General features: G+C 60.7%; 13 protein-coding genes. 7 read left to right on the forward strand and 6 right to left on the reverse strand.

Annotated elements, in window-relative coordinates:
* Window positions 1–18: 18 nt before the first annotated feature.
* On the forward strand, window positions 19–915 hold the full coding sequence (locus tag HK28_RS00560; protein ID WP_086642667.1) for a LysR family transcriptional regulator: 897 nt from the start codon (window positions 19–21) through the stop codon (window positions 913–915).
* Between the two features lie 95 nt (window positions 916–1010).
* On the opposite strand, the gene HK28_RS00565 is transcribed toward HK28_RS00560, so the two are convergent.
* The gene (locus HK28_RS00565; protein WP_086642668.1) at window positions 1011–2441 is read right to left on the reverse strand and encodes a short-chain fatty acyl-CoA regulator family protein; all 1431 of its coding nucleotides are present in this window, start codon (window positions 2439–2441) and stop codon (window positions 1011–1013) included.
* An 88-nt stretch (window positions 2442–2529) separates the two neighbouring features.
* Between HK28_RS00565 and HK28_RS13885 the strand changes: the two genes are divergently transcribed.
* The 5 genes from HK28_RS13885 (at window position 2530) to HK28_RS00585 (ending at window position 6720) form a co-directional block, all read left to right on the forward strand.
* Window positions 2530–2706 carry a hypothetical protein gene (locus tag HK28_RS13885; RefSeq protein ID WP_158093339.1) on the forward strand — a complete coding sequence of 59 codons (177 nt, stop codon included), beginning with the start codon at window positions 2530–2532 and terminating at the stop codon, window positions 2704–2706.
* Window positions 2707–2709: 3 nt separating this feature from the next.
* Entirely contained in the window at window positions 2710–2955 is a 246-nt protein-coding gene (locus HK28_RS00570; RefSeq protein ID WP_086642669.1) for a hypothetical protein, read from the forward strand.
* 165 nt (window positions 2956–3120) lie between these two features.
* Window positions 3121–5340, forward strand: coding sequence for a malate synthase G (locus tag HK28_RS00575; protein WP_086642670.1), 2220 nt, complete (start codon window positions 3121–3123; stop codon window positions 5338–5340).
* A gap of 188 nt (window positions 5341–5528) precedes the next feature.
* On the forward strand, window positions 5529–5969 hold the full coding sequence (locus HK28_RS00580) for a CidA/LrgA family protein (protein WP_233140271.1): 441 nt from the start codon (window positions 5529–5531) through the stop codon (window positions 5967–5969).
* 4 nt (window positions 5970–5973) lie between these two features.
* Entirely contained in the window at window positions 5974–6720 is a 747-nt protein-coding gene (locus HK28_RS00585) for an LrgB family protein (RefSeq protein WP_086642805.1), read from the forward strand.
* Between the two features lie 402 nt (window positions 6721–7122).
* Here HK28_RS00585 and HK28_RS00590 read toward each other — a convergent pair whose 3' ends face one another.
* On the reverse strand, window positions 7123–8022 hold the full coding sequence (locus tag HK28_RS00590; RefSeq protein ID WP_086642672.1) for a LysR family transcriptional regulator: 900 nt from the start codon (window positions 8020–8022) through the stop codon (window positions 7123–7125).
* A 99-nt stretch (window positions 8023–8121) separates the two neighbouring features.
* On the opposite strand from HK28_RS00590, the gene HK28_RS00595 reads away from it, so the two are divergent.
* A complete protein-coding gene (locus HK28_RS00595) occupies window positions 8122–8988 on the forward strand; it encodes an oxidoreductase (protein ID WP_086642673.1) in 867 nt (288 codons plus the stop codon).
* A 272-nt stretch (window positions 8989–9260) separates the two neighbouring features.
* On the opposite strand, the gene HK28_RS00600 is transcribed toward HK28_RS00595, so the two are convergent.
* From HK28_RS00600 to HK28_RS00615, 4 genes are all read right to left on the reverse strand, one after another.
* A complete protein-coding gene (locus HK28_RS00600; protein ID WP_086642674.1) occupies window positions 9261–10856 on the reverse strand; it encodes an isocitrate lyase in 1596 nt (531 codons plus the stop codon).
* 647 nt (window positions 10857–11503) lie between these two features.
* Window positions 11504–12952: a M20/M25/M40 family metallo-hydrolase gene (locus HK28_RS00605; RefSeq protein ID WP_086642675.1), complete on the reverse strand. Its 1449-nt coding sequence runs from the start codon at window positions 12950–12952 to the stop codon at window positions 11504–11506.
* Window positions 12949–14154, reverse strand: a complete 1206-nt coding sequence (locus HK28_RS00610; RefSeq protein WP_086642676.1) for an MFS transporter — start codon at window positions 14152–14154, stop codon at window positions 12949–12951. The genes HK28_RS00605 and HK28_RS00610 overlap by 4 nt, the downstream gene beginning before the upstream one ends.
* 21 nt (window positions 14155–14175) lie before the next feature.
* Complete coding sequence (locus tag HK28_RS00615) at window positions 14176–15486, reverse strand: aspartate aminotransferase family protein (RefSeq protein WP_086642677.1); 1311 nt, start codon at window positions 15484–15486, stop codon at window positions 14176–14178.
* Window positions 15487–15545: the final 59 nt, after the last annotated feature.

Below are 15545 nucleotides of genomic sequence, written 5' to 3' on the forward strand. Positions count from 1 at the left end.
ATTGAAATAAGCTCAGCAATGCCACGCGATCATATCAACGAAATAACCGCCTTTCTGACTGTCGCCAGAGAGAGGAGCTTCACGCGAGCCGCTGCCGAGTTAGGCGTCACGCCCTCTGCCCTAAGTCATACGGTCAAGGGGTTGGAAGAAAAGCTGGGGCTCAGGCTGCTTTCGCGCACGACAAGAAATGTGGCCACTACGAACGCCGGTGAACGTTTGTTGCAGCGAATGGGGCCATTGTTTGAGCAGGTGTCGGCCGAGCTCGATTCAATTACAGCCCTTCGCGACAAGCCGGCGGGGACCATTCGGATCACCTGCGTCGATGTAGCGATCGAGCTCGTGTTTCGTCCCAAACTGGCCGAATTCCTCCGTCGATATCCCGATATAAGTGTGGAAATCAGCATGGATTACGCATTCGTTGATATTGTCGCTGAGCGTTTTGATGGCGGCGTACGTATAGGCGAATCCATAGAGCGCGACATGGTGGCTACGCGCATTGGTCCTGACTGGCGCTTCTGCGTCATCGGAGCCCCTGCATATTTTGAACATCGCCCTGTTCCGGACACACCTCAGGAACTCGGGGGCCACAACTGTATCAACATGCGGATGGCAACTGCTGGAGGAAACCTTCGGTGGGAATTTCGTAGCCCCGAAGGTGAAGATTTTGCATTGCGTGTTTTCGGGCAGGCTACTTTCAGCAACGCAATGTTGGTATTACAAGGCGCTTTGGATGGTTTGGGTCTTGGATACGTTCCATATGTTCTGGCTAAACCATATCTGGATGACGGCAGACTTATGGAAGTCCTGTCGGAATGGTGTCCAGAGTATGAGGGGTATCATCTTTATTATCCCAGCCGAAAGCTTCACTCGCCCGCCTTCGCAGCGTTCGTCGAGGCGGTGCGTTATCGCCACTGAGTGTCGTTGAAATATTGTATTTTATCGCAGCGTTTTTTTTAAAACGAAATCTCGGACCTGTCACTTCAACTCGAACGCCGCTGTCCCGCGCGTCGTTATTTCTCTTCAAAGGGGAAAGGCAACGCGGCCCGCTGATTGACGTCCGGCGTCAATCTGTGCGCGAGCGGAGGGAAGGCGCGGGAGCGGCAATCCACCCAGTCGCAAAGATGGCACGATATGCCGATCGGAGTTGCTTTTGCTTCCAGGTTGAGGCGCTCTCCATAAACCAGTTCCTTGGCGCGAGAGACGTCGCACCCGATGGCGACAGTCTGTCTTGGCCTTGGCTCGCCCCAGCGGGATACGCCGCTGGAGATCGTGCGCGCGACCGAAAGGTAGCTCATGCCGTTGGTGAAGGAGCCGATCTGGACCTGAATCTCTCCGGGTGTTGAAAACGCTGTGCAGGCGTTCCATTGCGGGCAGGGGTTACCCTGGCGCGGCATTGGAAAGCCGCATGAAGAAAAGCTTTTCGTGATGTTGCCTGCGGGGTCGAGGCGCGCGAAAAACAGAGGCACGCCTCGTGCGCCCGGCCGCTGCAGGCTTGCCAGCCTTTGAGCCGCCTGCTGGAACGAAACGCCAAAACGCACCGTGAGAATGTCGAGGTCGTAGCGCAGGGAGACTGCGGCGTTCAGATAGGCTGTGTATGGCATCAGCAATGCGCCGGCGGCGTAGTTCGCAAGGCCGATGTGCAGAAAGGTCCGCGCCTCTTCCGAACTTGGCGCGGCGTCCTTGATGACGTTCTCGATCGCTTCGCGTGCTTCAAACAGCATCATCTGGAAGGCGAGGTGAAACCCGCGGCTTTCGCGGGGAACGAGATCGGAAAGGATCAGCACGCGTGAGGATGGGTCGTAGCGGCGCAGCACGTCGTCCACGGGCAGGACGCGGACGATGACGCCGTGACGCTGGCGCAGCCTTGTCGCGATGGCGTGGTTGGTTTCAGCCTGCGGCAAGGCTTCTCCTGCTGAAAAGCCCAGCTCACGGGCCATGTCGGCGCGAACGGCCTCCGCCACAGCTTCCAGTTCAGGAAAATAGTTCATCCGCTCGTCGTAAATGCGGCGAACTTCGTCCTGCGGGAGAATGACGCGCCGTCCTCCGGGCAGCGAAATCGACTCCGCATCGTGTCGTGCGGCGCGAAACGCCTGATGCAGCGTCAACACCGCGCGCGCGACTGTCGGCTGCGCCGCCAGGGTCGTGATCTCGTGGGCGGAGCCTTCCAGATCGGTGCCCAGTTCCGGATCTGACAGGGCTTCGCGCAGAAGGTTCTCGACCTTCTGTTCCTCTGTTCCCGAAAGGGTTTCGATGTTGACGTCGAGCGCGCGGGTGAACTTGATAAGCAGCGACGCGGTTACGGAGCGCTGGTCGTGCTCGATGAGGTTCAGGTAGCTGGCGGAAATGCCCAACCGCGCGGCGAGCGCCTGCTGGGATAATCCTCTTTCCAGACGAAGGCGTCGCACGATGCGGCCGATGCGTGTTCCGGGACTGCTGCTCATGGGTTGATTTACAAATGTTCAGGGTTGTTTGTAAAGATGTTTACAACATTCACAGGCAGAATGACCTTTCCATCTGGAAGTATTCGCCGTGTTCATCCTAACTGACGTCACGAACGATCAATTGGGAGCGGCTGTCATGTCGATCCAGGGTGGTGAAGTCTGGGTGGACGATCTGGGGCGAGGCGCGAGCAATGTTGCATGCAACATGGTTGGCGGCTGCGGCTTCCTTGAGATTGGACGAGCTTTCGCTCTGGCAGGCGCTTAGCGCTTGCTGAAACTGTTACGTGAGAACTCGCTGGCTGGTGATGCGACCGTCTGGCGGGCAGGAATAGGCGGCGACATTCTGGTGGGCGAGATGACGCGTTGCATGCGCGGAATCCATGCAGGCCCGCTTGATGTGGCTGCCACGATCGCCAGCGGCGGAACGTCTTTGACGGTCGCCATGCATGGCTCCACCGGAAGCGGTCGACCTCGAAGGAAGGCGGCGTACGGAAAGGATAAGACTCCGGACTAACGGAGCGCTCTCCCTGCTTACGCTTCGTGCAGCGGGGGCGGGGAGTGAACATTTGTGTCTCTGCATCCCGGTCCGACCGGTCCCAAGGGGGTCGGTCGGAAACCGGTTCAGTGGCTTTTTGAATTCCGGCGCGCGAAATCAGCGCTGTCAGTGGGAGAATCTGACATGACGACCCGTATCGAGATCGGTTCGATTAGCGTGGACCAGGGGCTCCACGCCTTCATCAACACCGAAGTTCTGCCAGGAACCGACGTTTCGGCGGCGACGTTCTGGAGCGGGTTGGCTGGTCTGGTCGAGACCTTCGGGCCTAAAATCAGGGAGGCTCTTGAAGCCCGCGATCAGTTGCAGGACAGGATCGACGCGTTCTTGGCGGAGAACCCTAACGCCGAAGCCGACAGTCAGGTCGGATTTCTGCGCGAGATAGGGTATATCGAGCGCGAGCCGAACGATTTTACGGTGTCGACAGACAGTCTCGATGATGAAATCGGGCGGGTGGCTGGCCCGCAGCTTGTCGTGCCGGTGAATAACGCCCGTTACGCGCTGAACGCTGCGAATGCGCGGTGGGGTAGCCTGTATGATGCGTTCTACGGAACTGACGCGCTGTCGCAGTCAGCGCCGCTGACCCCGGGCAAAACATATAATGAATTGCGTGGCCGCGCGGTTGTGCAGCGCGTGCGCCTGTTTCTCGATGAGACGACGCCTCTGTTGTTCGGAAGTCATGTCGATGTGACAGGCTATTATGTCCGTCATGGCGAACTGCACGCGAAGCTCGAATGTGGTCGCACCACCGGGTTGCGGAGCCCCACCCAGTTTGCGGGATTCGCAGGGGAGGCGGGCGAACCGACCGCTGTGTTGCTGCGCAATCACGGGCTGCACATAGAACTGTGCTTCGACCGGACCTCGGCTGTTGGTAAAACCGACAAGGCTGGCGTCGCCGATGTGATTCTGGAATCCGCCCTCACGACAATCATGGATTGTGAGGACAGTGTTTCTGCTGTCGACGCTGAGGACAAGGTTCGCGTCTATCGCAACTGGCTCGGTCTGATGCGTGGTGAACTGACCGCGGAAGTGCCGCGCGGCGACAAGGTCGTGACGCGCAGGCTTGCTTCTGATCGCACCTATATCGGCACGGACGGCGCGCCGTTCACGCTGCCGGGTCGTAGCCTGCTGCTCGCCCGCACGGTCGGACACCATATGACCACCGACGCGGTTCTGGATTCAGGACTGGACGAAGCGCCGGAAGGCGTGATCGACGCCGCTGTGCTGGCTCTGATCGGCCTGCACGATCTGCGCAGCGAGCGCGCAACGCGCAACAGCCGCGCCGGGTCGATCTACATCGTGCGTCCAAAGATGCACGGTTCGCAGGAAGTCGCGTTGTCCGATGGCGTGTTCGCCGCGATAGAAGACATGCTGTCGCTGCCGCGCAACACGATCAAAATGGGCGTGATGGATGAGGAGCGTCGCACCAGCGTCAATCTCGCAGCGTGCCTGCACGCCGCGCGCGAACGGGTTGTCTTCATCAACACAGGCTTCCTCGACCGGACGGGCGATGAGATTCACACCTGCATGAAGGCAGGCCCCGTCGTCCGCAAGGGAGAGATGAAAGCTACCGCCTGGATCAAGGCGTATGAGCAGCGCAATGTCGCGATCGGCATCAAAAGCGGCCTGACCGTCGGTCCTGACGGCCACGGGCAGATCGGCAAGGGCATGTGGGCCATGCCTGATCGCATGGAGGATATGCTGGAACAAAAGGGCGCGCAGCTCCGCGCCGGCGCATGCACGGCCTGGGTGCCGTCGCCGACAGCCGCCACATTGCACGCGCTGCACTACCATGAGGTCGACGTCGCCGCCGCGCAGCACGAACTGAGACACGCTCCTGCTGCGCCGCTGTCCGAGCTTCTGACGCTGCCGCTGGCGGGAGGCCGCTCGTGGTCCGAGATGGAGATCGCCCACGAACTCGATACGAACCTGCAGAGCATTTTGGGCTACGTGGTGCGCTGGGTGGATCTGGGCGTCGGATGCTCCAAGGTGCCGGACATGAACAATGTCGGGCTGATGGAAGACCGTGCAACGCTTCGTATCTCCGCGCAGCATGTTGCAAACTGGCTGATGCACGGCGTCGTTTCGCAGGAGCAGGTTGACAGCGCATTCACGCGCATGGCTCGCATCGTCGACCAGCAGAACGAGGGCGAGCCCGGCTATCGCCCGCTGACGGCGAATGCAGAGGGGCCTGCGTTTATGGCGGCGAAAGATCTCGTGTTTCGCGGAGCGGAGCAGCCGAACGGGTACACGGAGGCGATCCTGCATCGTCGCCGCCGGGAGGCGAAACGTCGTGACGTTCTGGAGGCGACTTCACGCGCGGATGTCGGGTTCGCCGCAGGTTAAACCTGATGGCCGCAGATTGATCGAGCCAGTTGGTCGGGGCCCCCCGAAGTCCCTCCGATTGCTTCGGCGCCTCTGCCGCGCGACAGTTCCGGAGGCCCCTTCGTCACTTCACTGGCTTTCGCCGTGATTGCCAGTCGGCGGGGTCAGCCGAGTGCCGCATAGCTGGCCTCGGGAAGCCAACGTTTGCGGTGAAATGGTCTATGCCGGAAGCCTTTCTTACTCTCCTTCTATTTCAGTTTCTGGGCGTCATCGCGCAACGCGCGTTGGCTCTCCCGATACCAGGGCCGGTGATCGGGATGTTTCTGCTTGCAGGGATGCTGCTCTGGCGCAAGGCGCGGCAGAAGAGCGCTTCAGACGACGCGACTGTCGTTGAGGCTCCGGCTGCGTCGCCAGCGCTTTCGGCGCTGGCGCGGTCTTTGATTGCCTGTCTTGGCTTACTGTTTGTTCCTGCGGGGGTCGGTCTGGTCACCGAACTTCCGGTTTTGGGCGTCAACGCCGTGCCGATCGTCGCTTCCCTGTTTGGCTCGACGGTGCTGGGGTTGCTGGTGACGGCGTTCGTCATGCACCGGGCGACGCATCACGCGCCTGCGCCGGAGCAGGTCTCCGATGCCGACGGGCAGGTGCTCTGATCTTATGACGGACAGATTTTTTGCATTCATTCACAATGTCTACGCGCAGGCGATTCCGTCGCCTGACACAGAGACTCTGTTTTGGTTGTGCGCGACGATCGCCGCCTTCGTGGTCGGCATGCGTATCCAGATCCGCCTCAGACGCGCTCCATGGGCCAACCCGGTGCTGTTCGCGATAGTTGTCATTTCGACGGCGTTATTTGTCACGAAAACGCCTTACGACGCCTATTTTCGAAGTGTAAAGATCATCCATTTTCTGCTCGGGCCCGCTACGGTCGCGCTGGCGATTCCGCTCGCGGACTCCATCCGGCAGGTGACGCGGAGCCTGCCTGCCATGGTGTTGGCCCTGCTTGCTGGTTCGGTAACGTCTGTGGTCAGCGGCGTTCTTTTGGTCGTCGCGTTTGGCGGCAGCCATGAAGTGGCGCTGTCGATGGCGCCAAAAGCCGTGACAACGCCTATAGCTATAGCCATCACGCAGCAGATCGGCGGCACGCCGGCACTTACCGCCGCATTCGCTATCCTTGGCGGGATCATTGCCGCCATGATCGGAGAAACGACGCTACGTCGTCTGGGAATTCATGACTGGCGCGCCCATGGTCTTGCGGCGGGAATAGCGGGTAGCGGCATCGCCGCGGCGCAGGTGGCGCAACGTGATCCGGTAGGCGCGGCGTTTGCGGCGCTGGGCATCGGATTGAACGGGTTGGTGACTGCGATCATCGTGCCTTTGCTGCTGTATATCCTGCCGGGGTAATAGCTGGTTTTATAAGTGACACAGCGAGAAAATTATAGAGCCGGGCGCTCATCCGGCTTGGGTAAACGCGTTTGCGGCGAACATCCGTTTAAAATTGTTGGGGAGTGATATGCCGCGAGGCAGGGTTCATGCCGGATACGTGGGTGGATTGAAGCGCGTGGCCGGGCAGCCGCTCACCTCGTGATTTTGACAGACGTTCTTGATGTGCATTTATTAGGAAAAGATTTCTGTAATTATTTTCCGTGCATTCTTTTGGGCGGTGGTCGATGTCGGTAAATTTTATCAGGCTAAGAGAATGCAACGTCGTTTGCTGCGAAGACGATGTCGGTCGGACCTCGGCCGTTATCGGCATGACGCCATGCAGTTTGTCGATTACTGACAACGGGGGCGTCAACGCGATCCTCACGCGACCGCACGAATGAAGTCGACAAAAGCGCGGAGAGGCGGAGGCAGGCGCCGCCGCCCAGGATAGTAAAGGTAGGGGCCGCTGAAACTCTGCCACCACGGCTCGAGAACGGGCGTCAGAGTTTTGTTGTCGAAGTAAGGTTTCAGCCAGTCTTCAAAAAAATGGATGACGCCAAGCCCGCGTACGGCGGCGTCGATAGCGAGGTCAACGCCGCCGCTGATCTGGACGAGCAGGGGGCCTTTCGGATCGATGGTTACAATTTCGTCGTCTTTCTCGAATTCCCACAATGGAGTGTGGCCGCTTGGAAAGCGGCCGCGCAGGCACGCGTGGCCGAGCAGGTCGCTCGGGCGTTCGGGGCGTCCGCGCTCCACCAGATAGGCGGGTGACGCAGCCGTCGCCACGCGTTGGGCGCGCGGGCCGATTGGGACGGCGATCATGTCCTGCTCCAGACGCTCGTCATAGCGAATGCCAGCGTCGCATCCCGCAGCCAGCACGTCCACGAAGCTTTCCTCGACGATGATCTCAAGCTTGATGTCAGGGTAGGTTTTCAGGAAGGGCGTTATGATCTGTGGCAAAATCAGGCGAGCCGCGCTGGCGGGAACATTGAGCTTGAGGGTCCCGGCTGGCCGATCCCGAAAGCCGCTGAGTCCATCAAGCGCAGCTTCGACCTCTCCCAACGCCGGGGCCAGGCGTTCAAGGAGGCGCCCGCCCGCCTCGGTCGGCGTTACGCTGCGCGTCGTTCTGTGCAGCAGCCGCAGGCCCAGCCGGTCTTCAAGGCGGCGGATCGCCTCGCTGAGTGATGAGGCGGACTGGCGGCTTTGGCGCGCGCCTTCACGAAATCCTCCTGCCCGACAGATTGTCACGAATGCCTGCAAGTCTTGAAGTTCGGTCGTCATTGTCCTGATTTCCGCACGGCCTGTGCATATTATGACGTATTATCGAGCAATCGGAAAGGACGCATAGTTTTCTCTGCATTCTTGTCTGGAGAGCAAAAAATGGCGGATATCAAAGACTCCGGAACGTTTATGTTGGGCGACCGCCCGGTGTTCCGTATGGGGTATGGGGCGATGCAACTCGCGGGGCCTGGCGTATTCGGCCCGCCCAAAAACGTCGAAACTGCCCGAGCCGTTCTGCGTGCAGCGTTGGAGGCTGGCGTCAACCATATCGACACCAGTGATTTTTACGGCCCGCATGTCGTCAACCAATTGATCCGCGAAGTGCTGTCGCCCTATCCGGACGATCTCGTGATCGTCACCAAAGTCGGCGCCAAACGCGGTCCCGACGCTTCATGGAACCTCGCCCAGAGTCCGGTGGAGCTGGTCGACGCAGTTCACGACAATCTGCGCAATCTTGGTGTAGATGCGCTGGACGTCGTGAACATGCGGCTCATGTTCGACATTCACGGCCCTGCTGAGGGCTCGATTGAAGAACAGTTCACGACTCTCGCCGAATTGCGGCAAAAGGGTCTGATCCGGCACCTTGGTCTCAGTAACGCGACGGCGGCGCAGGTTGCTCAGGCGCAGACAATCGCGCCGGTGGTGTGTGTGCAAAACCAGTACAATCTCGCCCATCGTGAGGACGAACCGCTCATTGCTGAGCTTGAGCGGCAGGGAATAGCCTACGTGCCGTTCTTTCCGTTGGGCGGCTTTTCTCCGCTTCACTCAGATAAACTACATGATGTGGCGAAGCAGCTTGGCGCGACGCCGATGCAGGTCGCGCTCGCGTGGCTTCTGGCGCGCGCACCGAACCTACTGTTGATACCAGGCACGTCGTCGCTCGGGCATTTGGGAGAGAATTTCGCTGCGGCGTCTATCATTCTTCCCGAAAGTGCTTTTGCCGTTCTCGAAGATATTGCGGGGTAAACACACGGGGGAGGTTTGTGTGCTGACGATGCGTGAGCGTCTGGGCCGCGTTGGCCACATGTATGCTGCAAATGTTTCGGTATGCGGTGTGTAAAACGAAGGCGCGCCGAATACCGTCAGGTATGGGCGTGCGAGCCGTCCTGTTTGTCGTCTGTGCAAACGACAAGAACCCCGGTCTTCACGCGGAAGACCGGGGTTCGGGTTGGCGGCTCGGTTTTTATTTTTATTAGCCGCAGCCCTTGATCGTTATTGGACGGTCAAGAGATCGTTGATCAGGAGAATTGCCCCATGGTGTTGTGCTTGCCACCCGCCTTAAGGGCGGCTTCTCCTGCAAAATACTCCTTGTGGTCGTCGCCGAGGTCAGAGCCCGCCATGTTCTGATGCTTGACGCAGGCGACGCCCTGACGGATTTCCGCACGCTGCACGTTCAGAACGTAGCCCAGCATTCCATCTTCGCCGAAGTAGCGGCTGGACAGGTTGTCGGTGGACAGCGCCGCGGTATGATACGTCGGCAGGGTGATCAGATGATGGAAGATGCCAGCGCGCAGGGCCGCGTCGTGCTGGAACGTGCGGATGCGGGCGTCGGCTTCTTCCGCCAGCGGCGTGGAGTCATAAGCGTCGGACATGAGGCGCGCGCGGTCATAGGCCGAGACGTCGCGTCCGTCTTCCTTCCACGCGTCGTAAACCTGCTGGCGGAAATTCAGCGTCCAGTTGAAGGACGGCGAATTGTTGTAAACCAGCTTGGCGTGCGGCACGACGTCGCGGATACGGTCCATCATGCTGGCGATCTGCTCGACATGCGGCTTTTCCGTTTCGATCCACAGCAGGTCGGCGCCGTTCTGCAGCGCTGTGATGCAGTCCAGCACGCAACGGTCGGCGCCGGTGCCCGGGCGGAACTGATACAGGTTGCTCGGCAGACGCTTCGGACGCAGCAACTTGCCTTCACGAGCGATGATGACGTCCCCGTCCTGCGTTCCGCCGGAGGTGACGTCGTCGCAATCAAGGAAAGCGTTGTACTGGTCGCCAAGATCCCCCGGCTCGCGGCTGAAGGCGATCTGCTTGGTCAGACCTGCGCCAAGGCTGTCGGTGCGGCAGACGATGATGCCGTCCTCAACGCCCAGCTCAAGGAAGGCGTAACGGATGGCGCGCACTTTTGCGAGGAAGTCCTCGTGCGGCACCGTGACCTTGCCGTCCTGATGGCCGCACTGCTTTTCGTCGGACACCTGATTTTCGATCTGCAGCGCGCAGGCGCCCGCCTCGATCATCTTTTTCGCGAGCAGATACGTCGCCTCGGCATTGCCGAAGCCCGCGTCGATGTCGGCAATGATCGGCACGACATGGGTCTGGTGCCCGTCGATCGTCGCCTGGATCTCGGCCGCGCGACCGGTCTCTCCAGCCTCGCGGGCGGCGTCGAGATCACGGTAAAGCATGCCCAGTTCGCGCGCGTCGGCCTGACGCAGGAACGTGTAAATCTCTTCGATAAGAGCAGGCACGGAGGTCTTCTCGTGCATCGACTGGTCGGGAAGCGGGCCGAATTCCGAACGCAAGGCCGCCACCATCCAGCCTGACAGATAGATGTAGCGGCGCTTCGTCGATCCGAAGTGCTTCTTTACGGAGATCATCTGCTGCTGAGCAATGAAGCCGTGCCACGCGCCCAGAGACTGGGTGTACTGAGTGGGGTCGGCATCGTAAGCAGCCATGTCGCGGCGCATGATTCCGGCCGTGTAGCGGGCGATGTCGAGACCTGTCCGGAACCGGTTCTGCGAACGCATGCGCTCGACATACTCGGGGTTGATCGCATCCCACGCGCCGTTCTGAGCCTGAATGATCTGCTTGAGCTTCGCGGTTGCCGAATCCTGGTATGACATCTGGCGGTTTCCCTTCTCTGTGGAAGCGTGACTGGCAGATGCTTAACGGTATTGGGGCAGGGCTGGAAGGCGGAAACAGCGGTGCATGATGTATTTCTGTAAATTATTTACAGACGCCGATTTCCAAATGAAAAGATATTTCCAGCGCCGTTGTTGCTGGTATGAGGCGGGCTCGAGCGGCGGGAGGAGGCCGACTGCGCCTAGGCGGATCGCAAGAAAGTAAAATATCGACACGCCTGCCCAAGCTCATAACGGCTGTTCGAAGTAGCGAAGGACCCCTGCGGCTTTATCACTCTGGAGGCGGCAGTAATGGGTGTCTAACCATAAAACTGACGCCGTAGGAGGTAAAATTCTGGCGCAAATCCCATCGCAGCTAATCGCGTGGGCATGGATTCAGACGTAAATCGCCGCCCATGAGAGACTTTTGAGTGCACCCTGAATATAGCGAAGAATTTTCGCGTCTGTATGTTGCGGTAATCACTTCCGCGTCGCGTGTTCCGATGCGTATATGGTTAGGCAAATCTGTCCAGCGCCGATTTCGTTCAGACGAGGTGGCACGTACACGTGAAAACTATCGTCAGAATAGGCGACCAGAGAGTTCCGGGTATGTCGATGCATTGTCCACGTCGACCAGCTGACACGTTCCTTCAGCGTAGCGCGCTCGTGCTTGCGGTGTCGCCACCGTCCGAATCTCCAAGGCGCCACCACAACCCGACGAACGCCTCCACCCCCTCTCGTGCGATGGGGACCAGCATGTGTTCGTCAGGGCCATGCTGTTTGCACCCGTTGTGGCCATGTGGAACCCAAACCAGCGGTAAGCGGAGCGTGTCCGTGAACGCGTAGCCCGGCATGCCGCCGGATACGGCGGGGATGACCTGCACATGGCGGCCAAGCGTTTTCTCCATGATCGTCGCGACGCGCACGATCCACGGATGATCGGTCTCTGTCGCGCTTGCAGGCATGGTGATCCCGGACTTTTCTATCGCGACGTTTTCAAACCCGGCGTCGTCAAGATGCTTGCGCAATGCGGGCATGAACTTCGTGGGGTCGGACCCGGGCTCGTAGCGTATCTGGCACGTTGCGCGCGCGCTGGGCGCCACGGCGTTCATCGGCGCTTCCGGCCGTCCACAAGTCATGGCTAGCACAATAAAGGCGTTCCACGCGTAACGCTTCTCCGGAACCGTCAGGCCGGGCTCCCCCCAGTTCTCGACCACCGTCGCTGCGTCATCGCCCGGATCGACAGGGCATTTTGCAAGTCCGCCGGCACTGCGCTCGCCGGGCGTCAGAGGAGGGAGCCAGTCGTCGATCTGAATGCAGCCCCGGCGATCCACGATGCTGGCCAGCGCGTGGGTGAGGATGACCGCGGGATCTGTCGTGACCCCGCCCCAATGCCCCGAATGAACCCCGCCCTTTCTGAGCCGCACGGCGAGATCGAAGGTGAAGCTGCCTCGCGACCCGGCGGCGACAGTGGGGGTTTCGGGGCTGACGCGCGGGCCGTCGCTCGCGATCATGACGTCCGCTTTCAGACGTTCGGCGTGCTGCGCGACGAACGTCGCGAGCCCCTGGGACCCACGTTCCTCTGCCGTTTCCACGACCAACTTGATGCTGAACCCGAGCCTGCCGTCCTTCCTGGCGGAACGATGCCTCAGCACCCGCTCAAGCGCGAAAAGATTGATCGCGTGCTGTCCCTTGTTGTCGGCCGTTCCGCGGCCATACCAGCGGTCGCCATCGCGATGCACGCTCCACGGACCAGACGGAATGGACCACTGGGCGTCAAGCCCGGCGACCGTGTCGCCATGGGCATAGCTGAGCACGGTGAGCGGAGCGTCAGGTTCGATCCGCTCGGCCAACATGATGGGGCCGACTCCGCTCTCCGGGTTCGGAAATATTTCTGTCGAGAAACCCATCTCTTCGAGCCAGGGAGCAAGCCCGTCAGTCAGGTAGGCATGCAGCCCCGGCAGCGCGTCTTCATCCTGCGACGAACTTCTGCGCGCCACCAGATCGGCCAACCGCCGCTCGAACGCGCCGCCGTCGAACGCCGTGCGGGCCGCTTCCAGTGCGGCGTCGAGGAATTGTTCGCTGGCGATCTCGGTCATGCTGTCTTCATCCTGCCGGATTGGTCTTCCGGCGACAGGCCGAGGCGACCGGAACCAAGGTTGAGCGCCAGTCCGCATGTCACTGCGACCATCAGCAATGCGAACGTCATGGCGTAGGAGCCGGTAGCGTCCAGAACGACGCCCATCATGGGCAGAGCGACGAATCCGGCCATCTGGCCGCCAAAATTGATGAAGCCGTTACCTGACGCGAGCCGCGCGCGGGGCAGTCTGACCGTGACGATGGCCGTTATCACCGCCAGAATCATGCCCTTGAAAAAATACGCTATAGATTCGAAGAGAATGACAATGTTGACGGACCCTGCGGTGGCCATGCCAGCGAGGGACAGGGCGACGCCGAGCAGGATGAGTGACAGCAACGCGTCGGCTCGCCGCGAGAAGAATCGCATGACGATCCATCCGCCAAGCAAAGAGCCGAGTGTGGCGGCGAGATTCGGCGCCGCCAGAAGCGCGCCTGCGCTCTTGATGGCGACATGATGGGCCCGCAGCAGGAACGTGGGCATCCAGCCGTCCAGCCCCTTGTTGACGAGACTTGCGACGAACCAGACCAGCATCAGGCGCCACACGTCCTTGCGTCGGATGATCTGCGACCAGCCCTCTGGTTTTTCTTCCTGCGGAGCGGCGCTTTGACCAGGAGACGGCCGCGTCGTCAGCGCGAAGATCACAGCCATCGCAACGCCGAGCCCGGCGAGTATCTCGAAACAGGTTCGCCATCCCACGACGCCCAGCAGGGGCAGCAGCAGTGGCGGCGTGAAAACCAGCCCGAGATAGGACGATGACATCAGCAGGGACGCTGCGAGCGGCGCCTTCTCACGAGAAAAGCTTTCGCGAATCATCTTCACGCTGGCAGGGGGGTAAAGCCCTTCGCCCAGCCCGAATAGCAGCCGCACGGCGAGCAGCGCCGCAAATCCGCCAGACAATCCGGTCAGCAATGTAAAGAGCGACCAGAAGCCGACGCCCGCCAGCACCATGACGCGCGCGCCGAAGCGGTCGGCAAGCCAGCCCGCCGGGATCTGCATCGCCGCGTAACCGAGATAAAACGCCCCCAGCGTCCAGCCGATCTGCTGGTGGTTCAGGGCGAACTCGGTTGCGATCACCGGCGCCGCGTAGGTGATGACGGCGCGATCCACGTAGGAGACGAGCCAGATCAGGTACAGGACGCCGAAGACGAGTTTCGCCCGCATCCCTTCAGCTCTCGACCGCAATCATTGCGTGGCGCCTATGGCCGCGTCGAGAATCTCCAGTCCAAGGTCGATCTCGGCCTCGCTGACAGTCAGGGGCGGCGCAATGCGGAACACGCCGCCCATTCCGGGCAACTGAACCACGTTCATGCTCAGCCCCCGCTCCATGCATGCGTTCGTGATCGCTGCGCCCCGCTTGTCGTCCGGTTCTTTTGTCGCCCTGTCGCGAACGATCTCCATTCCAAGCAACAAGCCGCGTCCGCGCACATCGCCGACGCAGTCATGGCGGTCCTGAAGGGCGCGCAAACCGTTCGCGAGCCGGGCGCCCATGCGCCGCGCCTGACCGGCCAGATCGTCGCGTTGCACGATTTCCAGCACTTTCAGTCCGATGGCCGCGGGGAGCGGGTCGGACACATGCGTGGTGTAGAACAGGAAGCCGCGCTCATGGGCGCGTTCCTCGATTTCGCGCGACGTCAGCACCGCGGCTAACGGCAACCCGGCGCCCAGCGTCTTCGACAGCGTCAGGATGTCGGGAACCACGCCGTCCCGCTCAAACGCGAACATGGTCCCGGTGCGCCCGACGCCTGTCTGCGCCTCGTCGAGGATCAGCAGCATTTCCCGTTGGCGGCACTTTTCCTGCAAGGCGCGAAGGTAGCCTTCAGGCAGGTCGATAATGCCCCCGCTGCTGAGGATCGGTTCGGCTATGAATGCGGCCAGATTTCCGGTTGATTGCCGGTCGAGCAGGTCGAAGGCGTAATCAAGTTCCGCGCGCCAGTCGTATTGACCATTCTTCTCGAAACGAGGGCGGTAGGGAAACGGAGCCGGAATGGCGAAAGATCCGACCGCCGCCGGACCCGCGCCGCGTCGTCCCGCGCTATACGTTGCGGAGGCAGCGGCGCCGGTCATGCCATGCCAGGACTGGGCGAAGCTGACGACCTCGTATTTTCCCGTCACGACCTTCGCCAGTCGCAATGCGGCCTCGTTGGATTCGGCGCCGGTGCTGAGCAGCAGGGCCCGCTCCAGACCGGGAACGAGGCTCCCGAGGGCTTCGGCCAATCCGACCACCGGCCGGGAAAGCATTCCGCTGAACAGATGGTCGAGCGTCCGGGCGGACTCTGCGATGGTCGCGGCGATCTCCGGGTGGCAATGGCCCAGTACGGCGCTCATCTGGCCGGATGTGAAGTCCAGTATCGCCCGCCCCGTGGAGTCATAGACGAAGCTGCCTTGCGCGCGCTCGATGATATGCGGGGTGAATTCGCCGCCATAGCGGATCAGGTGATCGCGCGCGGCGTTCCAGAATTCCTTCGCGCCGGACGTATGAGGTTTTGCCGACATCGGGCGCTCCAGCCGTATTTGTTTTGATACAAAAACAGTAGCAGGAGTTTTTCGATGAG

The organism is Acetobacter sp. DsW_063 (genome assembly GCF_002153745.1).
In the GTDB taxonomy this organism is placed as follows: Bacteria; Pseudomonadota; Alphaproteobacteria; order Acetobacterales; family Acetobacteraceae; genus Acetobacter.